At 47.6% G+C, this 15,500-nt stretch carries 12 protein-coding genes; 2 read left to right on the top strand and 10 right to left on the bottom strand.

The window, feature by feature from the left end:
- Positions 1-35: 35 nt before the first annotated feature.
- The 6 genes from whiA to EV211_RS04140 form a co-directional block, all read right to left on the bottom strand.
- Positions 36-977, bottom strand: coding sequence for a DNA-binding protein WhiA (whiA, locus tag EV211_RS04165; protein WP_133528176.1), 942 nt, complete (start codon positions 975-977; stop codon positions 36-38).
- Between the two features lie 64 nt (positions 978-1,041).
- Positions 1,042-1,872: a 3-keto-5-aminohexanoate cleavage enzyme gene (kce, locus tag EV211_RS04160; RefSeq protein WP_133528175.1), complete on the bottom strand. Its 831-nt coding sequence runs from the start codon at positions 1,870-1,872 to the stop codon at positions 1,042-1,044.
- Positions 1,873-1,974: 102 nt separating this feature from the next.
- On the bottom strand, positions 1,975-2,829 hold the full coding sequence (rapZ, locus tag EV211_RS04155) for an RNase adapter RapZ (RefSeq protein ID WP_133528174.1): 855 nt from the start codon (positions 2,827-2,829) through the stop codon (positions 1,975-1,977).
- Positions 2,830-2,846: 17 nt separating this feature from the next.
- Positions 2,847-3,611, bottom strand: a complete 765-nt coding sequence (locus EV211_RS04150) for a PHP domain-containing protein (protein WP_133528173.1) — start codon at positions 3,609-3,611, stop codon at positions 2,847-2,849.
- A complete protein-coding gene (gene murB, locus EV211_RS04145) occupies positions 3,601-4,467 on the bottom strand; it encodes a UDP-N-acetylmuramate dehydrogenase (protein ID WP_133528172.1) in 867 nt (288 codons plus the stop codon). Before murB ends, EV211_RS04150 begins: the two co-directional genes overlap by 11 nt.
- Positions 4,464-5,702: an AI-2E family transporter gene (locus tag EV211_RS04140; RefSeq protein WP_133528171.1), complete on the bottom strand. Its 1,239-nt coding sequence runs from the start codon at positions 5,700-5,702 to the stop codon at positions 4,464-4,466. The genes murB and EV211_RS04140 overlap by 4 nt, the downstream gene beginning before the upstream one ends.
- Positions 5,703-5,954: 252 nt before the next feature.
- Between EV211_RS04140 and EV211_RS04135 the strand changes: the two genes are divergently transcribed.
- The gene (locus EV211_RS04135; RefSeq protein WP_133528170.1) at positions 5,955-6,188 is read left to right on the top strand and encodes a hypothetical protein; all 234 of its coding nucleotides are present in this window, start codon (positions 5,955-5,957) and stop codon (positions 6,186-6,188) included.
- A 470-nt stretch (positions 6,189-6,658) separates the two neighbouring features.
- Positions 6,659-7,231 (top strand): metallophosphoesterase family protein, encoded by a 573-nt coding sequence (locus EV211_RS04130; RefSeq protein WP_133528169.1) that lies wholly within the window; start codon positions 6,659-6,661, stop codon positions 7,229-7,231.
- Here the strand turns inward: EV211_RS04130 and EV211_RS04125 are convergent, their stop codons facing one another.
- The 4 genes from EV211_RS04125 to EV211_RS04110 form a co-directional block, all read right to left on the bottom strand.
- Entirely contained in the window at positions 7,232-8,536 is a 1,305-nt protein-coding gene (locus tag EV211_RS04125) for a D-serine ammonia-lyase (protein WP_133528168.1), read from the bottom strand.
- Between the two features lie 102 nt (positions 8,537-8,638).
- Positions 8,639-9,697 (bottom strand): flavodoxin family protein, encoded by a 1,059-nt coding sequence (locus EV211_RS04120; RefSeq protein WP_133528167.1) that lies wholly within the window; start codon positions 9,695-9,697, stop codon positions 8,639-8,641.
- Between the two features lie 13 nt (positions 9,698-9,710).
- A complete protein-coding gene (locus EV211_RS04115) occupies positions 9,711-10,691 on the bottom strand; it encodes a lactate/malate family dehydrogenase (RefSeq protein WP_133528166.1) in 981 nt (326 codons plus the stop codon).
- Complete coding sequence (locus EV211_RS04110; RefSeq protein WP_207667984.1) at positions 10,673-15,487, bottom strand: nucleotidyl transferase family protein; 4,815 nt, start codon at positions 15,485-15,487, stop codon at positions 10,673-10,675. Before EV211_RS04110 ends, EV211_RS04115 begins: the two co-directional genes overlap by 19 nt.
- Between the last annotated feature and the right edge of the window lie 13 nt (positions 15,488-15,500).

Raw genomic sequence — 15,500 nt, 5'->3', positions numbered from 1 at the left:
TTTGTCAGATTTCCGAATGTGTATAAATAGTCAGACTATAATTTATCTGCAGTATCTATTATCCTCTTCATTCTGCTGTTTACGCCGGACTTCTTCAGCTTAGGATCCATCATCTCACCAAGCTGAGTAAGACTGGCTTCCGGGTTGTTCATGCGAAGTTCGGCAAGCTCAGCAAGCTTCTGCGGCAGCCTGCCCAGACCAACTTTATCCTCGATCTTATGTATGGCCTCTATCTGGCGCTGAGAAGCATCCAGTGCTCTGTCCGTATTGGCGTTATCGCAGTTGGTTATCCTTACAGTTTCATTGACAAGTTCTTTCCTGATCTTGGTGTCCTCGAACTTCAATACCTGAGAATGAGCTCCCATAATAGCAAGGGTATCGCTGATATACTGAGAATTTTTCATGTAGACTACGTACTTGCCTTTTCTCTCTACGATCTTAGCCGACAGGTCTTCAAAGGTGTTTATTAGCCGCTTAAGATCTCTGGCCAGCTTCTCGCTGGAGCATACCACCTCCAGATGGTAGCTTTTCTCCGGGTCGTTGACAGTTCCCGTTCCCATGAATATTCCTCTTACATAGGATTTCCTGCAGCACTTGGTCTTGACTATATCGTCATATATGCCATCGCTGATATAGTTGTTTCCTTCCCTGACCAGAAGTATACCCGTCTCTCTGAGTATAGATTCACTGCGCATTTCCGGATCTATGGTCAGCATATACGTATGGCCCTTCTTCAGGGCGGCTGCCGCTCCGATCTCCAGCTCAGTGTCAACCTGGAAATACTCTTTGATTAGTTTCTTATAATGCCTGGCCACAGCAGGATTGTCCGTGGTGATGACTATCTTGAACTTGCCGCCGCCCACCAGGCGTATACTCCCTGCAACGCGAACAAAGCCGGCAATCTCTGCCAGCTGACAGCATTTCTTCTCCGGCTCGACCCTGGAAAGTTCATTTTTTGTTTCAGTTGAGAAAGACATACACAAGTTCCCCTTTGTTCTAAAAAAACGGATGACCCGAAGGCCATCCGTGTACACACTCTACCTATTTCAGTGGAGCCAGACCCAAGATCTCTCTTGCTTCTGCCGGTGTAGCTACTGGTCTGCCGAGAAGCTTAGCTATCTCAACTGCCTTAGCAACCATTTCTCCATTGCTCTTTGCGAGTACGCCCTTTGACAGATACAGGTTGTCCTCGAAACCAACTCTTACATGTCCGCCCATAGCGATAGTTGCTGCTGCAATATCCCATGCGGTTTTGCCGATTCCTGTAGCGGTCCATGTTGAACCTGCTGGAACTGACTCAGCCATGTAAACCAGGTCTCTTACTGTTGCTGTCATCTGTACGCCCAAAACGAAGTCCCAGTGCATAGGGTGATTCAGCAGACCTTTTCTGTCTGCAACTTTCAGAGCTGTATCGATCATGCCCTTGTCGAATACTTCAAGTTCAGGCTTGATGCCCTTCTCCTGCATGATTTTAGCAAAGTTAACAATAGTGTCGTCTGTGTTTACGAATATATCGTCGCCGCCGAAGTTGCATGTTCCACAGTCTAATGTAGCCATTTCAGGTGTCGGTGTGATGTCTGTTGACTCAAGTCTCTCAAGGTCTGTCATGCCAACTGCTCCGCCTGTCGAAGGCTGGATGATTGCATCTGGACATTCTTTTCTGATAGCGTCAACGCACTCCTGGAATCTTTCCTTGCTCTGTGTAGGAGTTCCGTCGTCCCACCTTACGTGAAGATGGATCAAAGCTGCTCCAGCATCATAAGCTGATTTGGCTTCCCTTACTACTTCTTCAACTGTGTAAGGAACGTTAGGATTCTGCTCCTTAGTAACCTCTGCGCCGCATATGCAAGCACTGATAATTAGTTTTTCCATGGTAAAAATCTCCTTTGAATAAATATTTTGATCAATTAAACTACTCAAATCGCGTGATGATACACGCATGTGCCCTCTGCAGGACACAAACTGATTATATCACTAAATTTCCTTGTGTTCAAGAGTTACGCGATAACCTTCATTCTTAAAAATCCGGGCCATTTCATTGGCCATAGTAACCGAACGATGCTGGCCTCCCGTGCATCCGAAGGCTATGTTCAGATGGTACTTGCCTTCCTTCTTGTAGTAAGGCGCAACGGTGTTCACCAGCTTGTCCAACTGGTCAATGAATGTCTTGGCTATGTCATGCTTAAGGACATACTGTGACACCTTCTTATTATTTCCCGTCAGATGCTTGAGACTGGCCACGTAATATGGATTAGGCAGGAACCTCATATCGAAGACCATATCCATCTCCTGAGGGATGCCGTACTTATATCCGAAGGAAACCAGGTTCAAGGCCAGCTTGCCTTTACCGTCTCCCTGTTCAGCGAATAGATTGTCCATCTGGGTATTGAATTCTGCCACCTTGAGATTAGTCGTATCGATTATATAGTCAGACCTGTCTCGCAAGGCCGACAGCATCTCCCTTTCCTTCTCTATGACGCTGCGGTTAGTCAGGCCTTCGGCCAGTGGGTGGTTACGCCGTGTCTCGTTGAAGCGTTTGAGCAAAGTGCTGTCTGAGGCTTCTATGAACAAAACCTTGAAGTCCACCTTTTCCAGACTGTCAAGGTAGTCCAAGGTGTCTTTCATGCCCTTGAAGAATTCGTCGCTCCTGATGTCTACAACAAAGGCAGCCTTGTCGATTTCCTTAGTCGTCATTGCTGAAAGTTCCAGGAAGTTCTTGATAAGTGACTGAGGCATATTGTCGATGCAGTAATACCCCTGGTCCTCGAACCAGTCGGCCGCATGAGTCTTCCCTGCTCCGGAAAGTCCCGTTATAAGCACTATCTTCATTTTCTCGGCACCGCCCATTATCTGATCTCCTCTACATTTACTATCCTGTCCAGATCAAGTCCCGCCTCTGCCGCACGGGATAGTCCGCCGGCGAAGCTGCCCACTCTGTCCGGCGTGTGGGCATCGCTGTCTATTATAAATCCTACATCTTCCTTCATTGCTATCTTTATTTCTTCTACGGTCAGGTGACTGTGCCAGGTGCTGATTTCCATCAGTGTTCCTGTGTCTGCGCAGGCTTTAGCTATTTCATGTATATCAAAAGGTCCCTTGTCGCCCGGGTGGGTCAGGACTTTGATTTGGTTCTTGCGGATGGCTCCCACGGCCATTTCCGTATTCAGCTCAAGGAGTTTGTCCCTCACTGATTTTCCCGATAGTTTCTTATTATTCATGAAATTGGCCATACAGTGGCCATGAAAGACTCCGTAATGGTAGCCTGCAAGAATGAAATCGTAATCACCAATCTCCTCGTGGCTGACATCCAGATTATTTTCGCTTTCCATAAGATTGGCTTCAACGCTGAAATATATATCGATCTGCGGATAAGCCCGTCTCAGCCTCTTTATTTCCTCATGCATTTCAGGCAAAAGCTGCCTTTTCAGCCCGTAGAAAATATGCCCCGGCCCATGATCCGATATGGCTATGCCGTCGAGGCCGGCTGCTATGGCCGCCCGTACATTTTCCTCCATTGTGCCTTTTCCGTGTGGCTTGATGAATCCGTGGGAATAGGTCGTATGAGTATGCAGATCATATTTCATTCTGTATTTGCTGCAATCAATCTCCAATTATTCGTACCTCCGGTTCGAGTTTCACCCCGAACTTATCGTAAACTGCATTCTGCACCAGATGCATCAACTGGATTATGTCCGTAGCTGTGGCACCGCCTCTGTTGATAATGAACCCGCTGTGGAGTTCTGAGACCTGTGCGCCGCCTACTGTCAGTCCCTTAAGGCCTGCATCCTGAACAAGTTTCCCGGCGAAGTAGCCCTCCGGCCGTTTGAAAAAACTGCCTGCACTGGGATACTGAACGGGCTGTTTGGTGTTGCGTTTTTCTGCCAGCTCTCTCATGCGCTCAGCTATATCAGCGTGGTCGCCCTTGGCTAAACAAAGGTTGACCTGTGTGATTATGTCGCCTGAGCCCTGGAAGGCGCTGTGCCTGTACGACAGATCCATGTCCGCCGCAGATATCTCTTTGATTCCGCCGCCCTGTCCGTCTATTACCGTAGCGCTTACTATGATATCTTTCATTTCTCCACCGTAAGCACCGGCATTCATAAATACTGCGCCGCCTATGCTGCCCGGTATGCCGCTGGCAAACTCAAATCCCGCAAGATCAGCCGCCAGGGCTGCTTTTGCAACAGAGGACATAAGAGCCCCGCTGCCGCATAAGACAGCAGATCCGTCAATCTGAATTTTGTTAAATCTCTCGCCCAGCTTTATCACCGTGCCGTGAAATCCGCCATCCCTGACCAGCGTGTTTGAGCCGTTTCCCAGCATGATATACGGTACTTTCTTTTCTTCTATTTCATTGAGTGCTTCCACGAGTTCTTCCGCGGTTTCCGGAATGACCATTTCATCAGCCTTGCCTCCGGCCCTGAAAGTAGTATACCTGCTCATGTCTACATTTTTCATTATTTTCATTTCTTACGGATATCCTTCCTGTTTATATCGTATTTATTGAATTCTTCATAATCCGCCGTCTCGTAAGGGCATCCTTTCTTCTCCAGCCTTTTCTCCACAAGCAGTTTGAAATAGTGGTAGATAATGGCGAAGACCGGCACTCCAAGTATCATACCGATGAAGCCGAACATGCCGCCTCCCAGAATGATGGCGAACATTACCCAAAAGCTTGCAAGGCCTGTAGTTCCGCCAAGGATCTTAGGCCCCAGTATATTTCCATCGAACTGCTGCAGGCAGAATACGAATATTATGAACTCGCCGGCAGTGATCGGATTGATGACGCAGATTATTATGGACGTAGGTATGGCTCCGATAAAAGGTCCGAAGAAAGGTATGATATTGGTCACGCCTATGATCGTTGATATCAGTGCCGGATACGGCCAGTTGAACAGCATCATGAAGAAGTAGCAAATGAACCCTATTATTATGGAATCTATGATCTTACCGTTGATGAATCCGCCAAATGTACGATTAATAAAATTGCCGAAATCAAATATGGCATCTGCCTTGTCCTTTCTGAAAGTGGCAATTACCGTCTTCTTGGTTTCTGCCTTGAACTTCTCTTTACTGTTAAGGAAGTAAACACAGACAACTATACCGATGATTATGTTGAGGAAAGTCTTCAGCGTCAGTATGACGCCTTCTGATATCTTGGCAATATATGAGCCCACTCCCGGAAGAATGTGAGCATTTATCCACTTCATCAGGTAATCGTATATGCTCTGTATAGCGCTGTCCACATTATCGGCCAGCTTTGGGTATCTGGAATTGCCCAGAGTATCTGTCAGCCAGGCCGTCAGGTCGTTCATCCTGCCCGGCAGGATCTCTATGATGGCAATTATGCTCTTGATTATCTGCGGTAAAAGCAGTGCGCAAATTCCGGCCATTATTGCCAGCAAAAATATCATTGACACTATGCTTGCAATGACCTTGGCAAAGATAAATGCGTGCCGCGGTTTCACCTGTTCGCATGTAAGATGGTACACGTTACGCGTTACCCAATTGTACAGCGGGCACAAAAGGTAAGCCATTACCAATCCTATGATAAACGGCGTCAATATGCTGTTAAAGTCAGCTATCGCCTTGCCTATAACATCAATATCCTTCACAATAAAGAAGAACAGGATAATACCTGCACCAGCGGCAAAAATACACAAGCCCAGCTTGAAATATTTCTCCTCAAAATGTTCTCTCACTCTTTTGACCTCTCATTAATCAAATCAAATCAACCTTTAACATTTCATCTATATACTACCACAAAGTTCAGAATTTGACTACAAATAAGTATCATTTACGTGGTGATTCAAAAAGTGTATAAAAATAAATACTTTTTGATTTTTATTAGTTTCCTCTTGACTTTGTATGCAAGATTTGTATAATTATATTAATAGATAAATTTTTATTCGCACTAATAATTGAAGCATTTATATTAATCGGAGGAGCAGAAAATGAAAAACACAGTAGATTATCCAGCATATTTGGAGCTGGGACTGAAAGACGGACAGGTATCATCAGTAAATGGTAAGGAATTCAACAAGACTGGCGTAGAGAAAATGATAGAATATGTCTGCGAAGGCGAGAATGTAACCAAAACAGATGTAATAAATAAAGTACATAATCTCCAGCAGATCAATGGTTCCATCACATTGAAACTGTTCAATGGCGCTGTAACCGCTATTTAGCACCGATCTGCATATCACAATTTAGCATTAATCGAAAAAAACTGTTGCCATGACAACAGTTTTTTTCGTGCCTGCAAAGACTGCACGTTACCCTGCCTGACGGCGAAGAAATCAAAACTTAAAGCCACTTCACCAAAACCAAGGTCACTTTCAACACATCTAGTCTGCCATTCCGCGCCAGCGATTCCGCAGGAGCAAGAGCAGCCCGAGGCGAAAGGAGCAACAAGAGCAGCTAAACACCATGCACTGTCTGAAGTTGAAGCAAAGGACGAGGAATAGGTAAAATGCGTTTACACATTTTACCGTAAGAGGCGTCCTTTAGAACCTTGCAAAGGTTCCGAGGCTTCAACGAGTTTGCATGGTGTTCTGCTCTTGGCGAGTGAGCCGTGCGGGCTGCCTGCACACGAGGACCAGCAGGCGCAGAATGGACAGACTGACCTTCTTGCTGTATAATACCCTCGGAGGTAAACATGAATATATTTGTAACAAGCGACACCCACGGCCACCTGGAAAAGACCTACGACATGTTCGAGAAAGTCAGCCAGCTCACAGCCGACGGTGAGAAAATAGACACCATAATCCACTGCGGAGACTACCAGCGCGACGCCGGATCCATAGAAGGATACCTGGCCACGCCAGTCATCTCAGTCAAAGGCAACTGCGACGGCCAGCGCGACAGAGACTTTAAAGTAGTAGAGACACCTTGGGGAAACATACTCGTTACCCACGGTCATGTAGAAATAGTAGACCTTGACTACGACAGACTGTCCTACCTTGCCGAAGAAAACCAGTGCAAGGCAGTATGCTTCGGTCATACCCACATTCCAGTATATGAAGATTACCATGGACTGACACTGATCAACCCGGGCAGCCTTACATCCCCAAGAGACGGAACATCCGGATCCTGCGCCCTGATCACCGCTACAGAAGATCAACTGCAGGTAGCCATATACTACTATTCAAATTTCTTCGACAAAGATGAAAAGAAAAAGTCCCACGGAGGATTTCTCCGCGGGATGATAAATTACAGCGATCGTTTTTAATTATTTGCCCATATTGTAATATGCCTGCATTTCTTCTTTCGGCACCATGTTTCCACCGGTAGCCCAGAGGATGTGCGTGGCATTTTCCATTTTATCCTTCAGGTTGTTCTTGATCAGATACGCTTCTGCCGAGGATACCATAGCAGGTCCTTCGAAGGATGCGCAGGCCGACGGTTCGATGAAGATATCCTCATTGTCGGCAAGTTGAGCCAGGAACGGATACAGTTTTTCATCTTTAATTGTATAACAGCCATCCAGCAGAGTCTCCATTATGGAGCCTACCAGTCTCGATGGTCTGCCGACAGCCAGGCCGTCGGCTGCTGTTTTTCCGTCTATTCCTATGTCTCCGACAGAAATTCCGTCATTAAGTCCTGTCAGCAGGCCCAGTGTCATGCACGGAGCATGAGTAGGTTCTGCGAAGAAACAATGTACATTATTTCCGAACATCTGCTTGAGTCCGAAAGTGACTCCCCCGGGAGCTCCGCCTACGCCGCAGGGAATGTAAACAAATGCAGGGTGGTTTTTATCTACTTTGATCTGAAGTCTCTTAAACTGCTCCACCAGCCTTTTGGCCGCAACAGCATAACCCAGGAACAGATCTGCAGAACCCTCGTCATCAACGAAATGACAGGTCGGATCGTTCTCTGCTTCTTTTCTTCCTTCTGCTACTGCCTTCTGATAATCGTCAGGATATTCAACTACTGTGACGCCTTTGGACCTGAGCATGTCTTTCTTCCACTGCCTTGCATCGGCAGACATATGTACAGTTACCTTGAATCCCAGTCTGGCGCTCATGATGCCTATGGAAAGTCCTAGGTTTCCGGTAGAACCAACGGCTACGCTGTACTGACTGAAAAGCTCGCGGAACTTGTCATCAGCAAGGATCGAATAATCATCGGTCTCCTTAAGCATTCCGTGATCCATGGCAACTTTCTCGGCGAACTTCAGGACTTCATATATGCCGCCTCTGGCTTTTACGGATCCTGATATGGCCAGGTGACTGTCACACTTCAGAAACAGACGGCCAGGTATTTCGTGGCCGCAGTCTTCTTCCAATACAGTTTTCATTTTACTGATTTCTGTCAAAGGCGACTCTATTATGCCGCCTCTGGCTTCCGTCTCCGGAAAAGCCGTCTTGATGTAAGGAGCAAAACGTAACAAGCGCAGCTCCGCATCGTCTATATCCTTCATTCCAAAGGGCATGGCTGCCTTCTCCCCGGCTCTGTCGTTGAGCCAGAAGACCTCCTTATCCTCCATCATATTCTTTATTATAGGATGTTCAACTACTAGTTTATCTATATCCATCTTGTTCTCCCTCCTCAATTAAGACCTAACTCATTCTCAATGCAGTCATGTAATTATACTATATTCACCGTGAAAAATAAAGCAGCTATTTTACACTATCTTTCACTTCAATATTCTTTCCGCCATTCCTTCTGCTCGCCTTCCTATGTTCTCGCACTGCAGTATACTCTCTGGATCGTTGGCCGTTTCCAACAACGCGAACCGCGGCGGCAAGATGAAATTTTTGTTGCAGTTCATGGCTCCGATTATCTGCTCTGCCACAATGTCGCATCCGCTGTACCCGGACACTACCAAGGCGTAGACCTTCTTCGCAGAAAAATCGTTAGTCCGGAACAGCGCTGTCAGCCTGTTGAAGAATGCCGTTATGTTGGCGCTGACCGCATCGTTATAATTAGGGCATACCAGCACCAGCACATTGCATTTGATAATGGCCGGATAAACTTTGTCCACCATGACGCCGCCGTAGATGCAGTCGCCCTTCTCGCCAAAGTAGCTGCAGGTCTCGTAACTGCAGCCTCTGCAGTCGACCACGGTGCCGTTCCTCAGAGATATTTCCGTGACCCTGGCTCTATCTCCTATGGTTTTATTAATCATTTCCCAGAGGAGCAGACTGTTAGATGCGCTCCTGCTGCTTGCATGAAGAACCAGTATGTCCGGATCAGTCACTGCAACAGGGCTGAATTCCATGACCTTACTGATGAGATCCCCTACGCCGCTCTCATAGGCTTCCAGATTGCTTATGCCGCGGACTTTGCTTATGACATTGAAATTATACAGGGATCCCGTGGCTTCCACCAGAGGTCTTCCCGGGAAAGTGCAACCGGCGCCGTTTGCGGAAAAAATCAATTTCCGCGCGATGCTCTTGGTGAATAGCTCGCTGTGGCCGTCGATTATGACGCCGCCGATGACTCCCTCTAGGCAGTTAGGATGATCCATTAGGAATCCCATAAGTTCCTGGCTTTCCGGACAGAATCCGTTTTCAGGCATTGCCATGACGAAAACGATCCGGTCTGACATCTCCCCTGACTCCATAGCATAACTGAAGCCCGAAGCCCCTTTGATCACCTTATATTTCGTATCCACCAGGGCCTTTGCAAGTATCCTGTCGATTCTCTCCGTGTCGGTCCTGTTGTTCCAACCTAATTTTACCAGCGTTAACACTGTATCATCTCCCTTAAAGTACGCATAGATTTATGTAGGCTTTCCTTATACGTTTGAAAAGCTTCTCATCCAGTTTAATATTCTCGTATTCCGGCCCCGTCTGAGTCATGATATTCTTCATCCCCAGAAAGGCACCGCTGGTGCCGTCGCCGAAATACAGGGAACTGTAATGCCACTGACCTCTCATGGTCATGAGTATGGATATGGCTGCTGACGACAGAGCCGGCGCTATGTACGGCTTGTATCCCAAGTCCCTGACCTTCATATTGGCGTCTATAGCCAGAGCCGTAAGTTCCCGGGACAGGCTGTCATCGTAATTCTCTACATTATCTGCGATAACCAGATCATGGCCATGAGGGCCGAAGGCCCTGCCCTTTGTTGCATAGGCTACGAACCTGTTGTCATGTCCGGCGTAATAGAGGGCCCGCGCGTTCATGACTCCCAGACCGTAACCCTGTATCTGGGCCGGATCCAGCCCAGAAGACTGGAGCAGCGCTTTGCACAAAGGGTCCACCGGGTCTGACACTACGCAGACCATGCCTTGGAAGCCCGCGGCTTTTGCCAGATCGCCGCAGTTAGAAATGATTTCTTTGTTAGCTTCCAGCTGAGCCATGCGCACGTCGCCTTCAACACCGATGCCCGGCACGCCTTTGCTGGCGCAAAATACCAGGACATCGCAGTCGAAGAGTTCCTCCTCAGCAATAACGCTGACCTGAGGCATGGAGTTCTCATCGCCCTCGAAGGGCACTCTGATCTGGTTCATTTCCATTTCAAGTCGCTGAAGATTGGCATTGTTTATGTCATATATGCCTATGGATGATATGACATCGCCGCCCATAAGGCGCAGGCCTATAAGCACTGTAGTCCCCACATCGCCTAAAGCAAATATGTTCACTCTGCTCTTTTCCCTAAGCTTTAACGGGCAGTGTTCCAGCAGTTTCGGCTTCACTATGCCCACTTCATCGTAAAGATCTCTTATAACTTTTTCGGCCATTTGGCGTGCCCCCATTTCATTCTTACAAGTCGTTCGATAGCGTTATCTATAAACACCGATGGGGCCAGATTCTCATCGAATTCAACTCCGGTGCCAATATCAGGTATCCTCGGATAGGTAATGACTTCACCTATTCTCTTAAGTGTCAGTTTCCGTTCGAAAGCTGCCTGGTACTCTTTCTCCAGAGTCTGCCAGATGTTCCTGGCATTTTCCAGACAGGTCATGGAATATCTGTAGATCTCATCGGAATCGCCTCCGGAAATAAATGCCGGCGTCGTGTAGGGCATGATCAGGTTAACAGAAGCGTTCTTAGTGTCGTTTCCACTGCCTGATGTCTTGATGCTGTCGCCGCCTACGAAAGGATAGCAATCCCGCTCGTTGAGCCATATCTTCAGTGTCGGTATGAAGTATGCGCACTCGGCCTTCCTGTGGCGCGCAGTCATGGAATCCTTGGCATTGCCAGTCATTACTCCTACGACTATTTCCTTGACATCCACCTTGTTCTTCTTCAGGATCGGATCTATTATGCTCATTCGGTAACCTTTATGCAAAAGGTCGTCTATAAGTATCACCGGCCTGTCAAAGGATCTGATAGTCCGAGCCTGATTATCCAGAGTCGAATAATGTCTGGACTCGCCGATGGTGAAGCCCTTCAGATCACGGTCGAAGTATTTCTCCGTGTGGAGGGACTTGGTCACGGTGTTCGGCACCAGCACATCAGCCAAAGCCTTGCCAAAAGGCACTGACATATAAGGCCCCCTGACGCCGCTCTTGTCGTTGACCGGCGAAACCCCGTTGATCTCAGCGACCTTGCTGATTATCTTATTATGAACGGCACTGGTATTGAAAGACAGGACCAGCTGCCCCGGATATATGTCCGTCATTACCTTCAGCAGATTTCCGTGAGCATTGTCTATAGCCTTGAGAACTTCGCTGTTCTTGTTCAGGGGACTCTTGATGACAGTCTCCACATCTCTGAATATTATTATTGGAGATTTCATATCCACAGCATAGACAGGTCTCGCACCTCTTCCCTCGGCTATGTTCACGAATCCCTGCTTTCTCAGCGCATCGACTATTCTCGGGTTCAACCCTTCATCATCCACGGGATTATATATGGCGTAAGCGAAATCTCTTGCAATTAGTTCCGTCAGTATCTCGGTGATGACTATCTGTCCCACATTGGATATGGCTCTGGACTTGCCGAAATACAGGAAACCGATGGATGCGATGCCTCCTGCGGCGGCCTCTCTCACGTGAGCTGCCGTTGCCGGGTCTCCCAGTTCCTCCAGAAGCTGATTGGTCTCCATGCGGCAGGCAGATCCGTATGCAAGCATCTTCTTTCTGCTGCCGGCACTCTCAATGTACAAAGTGCGGGCCTGGGGGTTTTCTATGCGGGCTTTTACTTTATCCATATCGTATCCTGCAACCAGCAGTTCCTTTTCCATCGGGGCCAGGCTGTCGCCGTTCCTGTGTTCATAGGTACTTATGCCTATTTCCTTGGCCTGGAGCACATGCTTGTAAGCGGGCTCGCGCAGGTACAGATTTTTTTCATATATATAATTCTGCACAGCCGGATCGATAAGGTTGGAAATATCTCTGTTCAAGTCTATATTTTCTCTGATCCTGGTTGAACTTATGTCCTCATAGTATTTCTTCAGAGTAAGGTTAACTACTTTGCCCGTTACCGGATAACTCTGTTTCTTCTTATCTCCCTTGTCGGAAGGATCATTGGATTCACGGGCGAAAACCACATGGTTCACCGTATGGATGGAATCCTCAGTCGGCGGATTTCTATAGCAGGAAGCATTCTTGATCACGTCGCTGCCTACGGCAATATACAGATCTCTGCCTTTGAAAGCGTCCTTCAGCCTCTTCACATCGCTGTTGTTTGCTATGTTCACAGACATATCGTCCGGGAAGGCGTATATGCCCTCTTCATCAGCCACGGACATATTCATTATCTTCCGGCGCTGCAGCCGAGGCTGAGTATGCTTGGACCAGGAGAACTCGTCCAGAGCAAGATACACGTCGAAACCTTTGTCCCTGATAGTCTTGGCTACAGCCTTATGGCCCAGACTGAACGGATCGAAAGTCCCCGGATAAAATGCCACCTTACGCGGTTCAGGAAAATCGAAATCTCCTACATCGGCCTGATGCTGGCATATATATCTGTAAAGATGATTCAGCACCGCGGCGTTATTGTAGAATTCCAGCGTGTCCTCAGTCTTGTCGTGAAGCAGGGCCAGGAGCTTTTTATAACAATGGCCGAAGATGTCGTCCTTTTGGGCCAGACTCATGGCCTGACTGCCGAATACTCTCTGGGCCATGACCCAGAAAGACTCCTTGCTCAGCTGTTTATCATAGTAAGCATAACCTTTGATTATCATATACAAAAGCCTGTTTTTTCTCTTTTCATACTGATCGGTGGACTCCATGAAACGCCCCCGGTAATCGTAGTAGTTTTCCACCATGACTCCGATAGTGTCGATAGCAGATGATGCCGCCTTGTTATTGCCCGACTCGATTATCCTTCTGATCATATCTATGGACTCGTCCAGCTCCTTAGGCGGAAGCCTCAGCATAATGACGCCGAGATAATCGGGGATATACTTGGAATATTGATAATCGCCGATCTCCAGACCGTTGAACAACTCCACCGCCAGCTCGTTCCGCTGCTCCAGGGGCATTTTGTCCACTATAGACAGCAGGCCCTCGCCGGCAGCCTTCCTTACGGTGACCGTTTCGCTGACCTTGACCAGATTGGCCAGATGGGTGCCCACATGGAGGATGTTTCCTTTGTCTCCCTTGGCCTCGATAGTGTGTATCATGACCTCTATGTTGGCTACCTTGACCACCCAGGGCGTGCCAACCTTAAGATCGTCCAGAAACATGTTAGCCAGCCTGTCTGCATACTTGTCCGGATCCGTCGGTATGTCCATGACCTCTCGGAGATCTCTGGTGTAATTCTCGTCTTCATATTCCGCAAACAGATGCCGTCCCGCATGGATCGCGGCTATTTTCATACTCAGTGAATCCTGCTCGCGTGCAGCCGCCGTAAATTCATGGAGCTTCTCCATGAAATCCTCTGTACAGTACTCCGCCTTGATATCCATAATTACTTTCAACAGAATAATATAGATATCCTCATGGTAATCTGTCCTGGCGAAATATCTTATCAGCTCCTCCATATACTCAAGCCTGCTGCTTTCCCGGCAGTTTTCCAAGGCAGCGCTGACGAAGCTGTTAAGGCTGTTTTCTATCCATTTCTTATGCTGCTCAGTCAGTTTATAGTCAGGCTCTATTATCATGGCCAGGTATTGCCTGAACAAAGTAATATTTGTCACGCTCTTGTCCGGCAGGGAGACGCCCTCGGGCAGTTCCTTCTTATACTCTTCGTTGAAGGTCCCGATTATCCTGCCCATAAGGGTAGCTGACTGGGTCCTGATGTCCCCTTCCTTATGAGCCAGCTGCTCATACAGGAATTTTATAGTCATGAGTTTCTGCTTCTCTGTCATATATGTACAATACTCACCGAAAATGCTGATATATGTTCTTATATCCTTCCAGTTCCTCTCGCTCCTGGCCGCCTCTATGAGATTGCCGAATTCGCTGTCAACATGAAAAGTACTCATAAGTCTGATGTTGTGATCTATTGCCTTGAATTTCAGCTGGTTTACTACGTCTTCACCTTCCAGAAGCACCATTTCCCTCTTGACCGGCTTAGGTCTTCCATCCGGGCACACTTTGAAATCTTCAGGGATCTCAGTTCGAACCCCGTGCTCCTTCATATATTCCTCGAAGTCAGAGAGTTTGGCGTAGACCTTCCGATAGCGTTGCTCCTTGGCCGCGTCCACGTTGTCCAGTTTATTCAGTATCACATCGAAAACGTCTGCCAGTGAATAGAAGTTGACAACTTCGTTGCCTTCACTGTCCCTGCTGCTCTTGACTCTGAAATCTGCGTATATCAAAACCAGAGATTCTACAGACAGATTCTCCAGTTCCAGATCCCAGGTAGAATGATTAGCCGCTATATGGCCGATAGTAGGCATGGCAAACCGCTCGTAACAAAGGTCAGTATAGTAATAATGCAGGTAAGGTATGCGCTTTTCCTCGCTCTTTCTACATCCGTACTTTCCTATGTCGTGTCCAGCCGCTGCTCCGGAGATGAGGCCCAGATCTATAGGCACACCTGCCTCATAAAGCTGACGCGCAACGAACATGGCCACATAATGGACTCCGCCTATGTGCCCCAAAGTATTGAACGGCGTAATATCCACGCCTATCCTCATAAATTCATATATATACTTGCTCTTGATAAGCCTGTGTAGTTTGATATATTCCCTGGTGAATCCGCCCTCCTCTATCTCAGAATCACTGAGGAGGCTCATGGTCTTCGTCGGATCGAAGGCCAGACTTTCATCTTCGCATTCATACATTCCCCGCAGAGTCTGCATGAGGAACAGCCTGCCTTGACCATGAGTTTCCGCATTTTCCGGCTCACCCTTTTCCGGGAACAGCTGAGACAAAACGTAACTGTAGCAGTGCTGCGGCCAACCCTCTTCTGGTATATTCTCCAGGCATTCAAAGTAGGCGGTGGCTATAGAGCACACATCTTCTATGTGATATCTGCCCTTTTCATCGACCATGCTGGACATGTCTTCAGCCATGGACTTCAGATCCACCTTAGCCAGATAACTCTCCATCTGCTTTTTGTTATATCCTACTTCCTTAAGAAAGCCTCTGTCCGTCAATGTCTTCCGCAGAATGATATAAATTGCTTCTTCTCTCATCATAGTTTAACTCTTT

This window comes from Aminicella lysinilytica (assembly GCF_004362975.1).
GTDB lineage: Bacteria > Bacillota > Clostridia > Peptostreptococcales > Anaerovoracaceae > Aminicella > Aminicella lysinilytica.
This window is presented reverse-complemented; position numbering and strand designations above follow the sequence as displayed.